The following is a 1,528-nucleotide window of genomic DNA, read 5'->3' on the forward strand; positions in this document are numbered from 1 at the left end:
GGGCGAGTTCTAGCGGTCGTTGCAACACCTAGTTTTAGGAGTTGCAACGACCGTGTCGTCTTTAACGAAAAAGTTGGATCTGGTGGGGGATCCAGAGTTGCCGCGGAAATGGCGGCGGTCCTCGCCGGAAGTGAAGCAGGAGTTCTTCGATCTGTTCGACCGTTTGGGTAGCGTGACCGAGGCGGCGAAGTCTCTTGGCTTGGATAGGAACACTTGCTATGCCTGGATCCGGCGGGCTGGGTTGGCCCGTATGCGTTCGGAACAGCCCAGCCGGGCAGACTTCCTGCAACTGCGCAATGCCGGGCTCACACGCCACGAGGCAGCGACTCGGTTGGGAATTCACCGCACGACCGCGCAGGAATGGGATCACGGGATACGCCGGACGAAGAACGGTCGTATTTACCCTGACGGTGTCGTGATGGTCTATAACTCAGGAGTGAGGAACTCGTCGGATTCCAGTCCACCGCCTGCCCCATCAATGGTGCAGCTCGAGCGCCCCATTGATGGACGGTTTCTTTGTTTAGCCGACCGGGAAATCATCTATGACATGCTCGCCCAAGGCCTCAGTCAACGCGCGATCGCTAGGGCAATCGGCAAGGATGTTTCAAGTATCAGCCGAGAGATCAAACGCAACAGCAACCCCATCAGCGGTTACACCCCTTACAGTGCCCACCGTACTTCCGTGGCACGCCGGCCCCGGCCAAAGACCCGCAAGATTGATGCCTGCCCGCAACTTAAAGAGGTCATTCAACACGGGCTGCGTCAGCATTGGTCACCAGAACAAATTTCACACAAGCTTGTTCTAGAGTTCCCCGACGACCAGGACATGCGCGTGAGCCACGAAACGATTTATCAAGCCCTGTACTTCCAAGCCCGGGGCAGACTCAAACTTGAAATCCAGCAAGCGATGCGCACCGGCCGAACACGACGCAAGACTCGCACTGGCCCGCAAGAACGCACACACCGCTTCAAAGACTCCATGATCAACATCTCCGAACGCCCCGCAGAGATCGAGGACCGGGCCGTTCCAGGGCATTGGGAAGGAGATTTGATCACGGGCGCTCATAACCAATCAGCCATCGCGACACTGGTCGAACGCAGCACCCGTTACGTCATGCTCGTACATTTACCCAACGACCACACCGCTGAAACCGTGCGTGACGGGCTCATCAAAACCATGAGCACACTACCGGAGCATCTACGCGGTTCCCTCACCTGGGACCAGGGTAGTGAAATGGCCCAACATCAAGCCTTCAGCATCGCCACCGGCATTGACGTCTACTTCTGCGACCCCCATAGCCCCTGGCAACGCGGAACCAATGAAAACACCAACGGTCTCCTCCGCCAATACTTCCCCAAAGGCACCGACCTGAGCGTCTACAGCCCCGAAGACCTCGAACACGTCGCCCAACAACTCAACGGCCGACCACGTAAAACGCTCGGCTGGAATACACCAGCCGAGCGCCTACGCGACATACTATTGACAGCCTAACCACCAGTCGTGTTGCAACGACCCCCAGAATCCGCC

1 protein-coding gene is annotated in these 1,528 nt (G+C 57.7%); it reads left to right on the forward strand.

The genetic code is table 11. The annotated features are described in order from the left end of the window. Window positions 1-250: 250 nt before the first annotated feature. Window positions 251-1,492 carry an IS30 family transposase gene (locus PCK14_RS19270; RefSeq protein WP_442864769.1) on the forward strand — a complete coding sequence of 414 codons (1,242 nt, stop codon included), beginning with the start codon at window positions 251-253 and terminating at the stop codon, window positions 1,490-1,492. Window positions 1,493-1,528: the final 36 nt, after the last annotated feature.

It is taken from the genome of Arthrobacter sp. HY1533, assembly GCF_027568515.1.
Lineage (GTDB): Bacteria > Actinomycetota > Actinomycetes > Actinomycetales > Micrococcaceae > Specibacter.

Bases quoted from the DNA above. Each gene is read 5' to 3' on its own strand.
- PCK14_RS19270 (WP_442864769.1), top strand. From the start codon at position 251: ATGCGTTCGGAACAGCCCAGCCGGGCAGACTTCCTGCAACTGCGCAAT.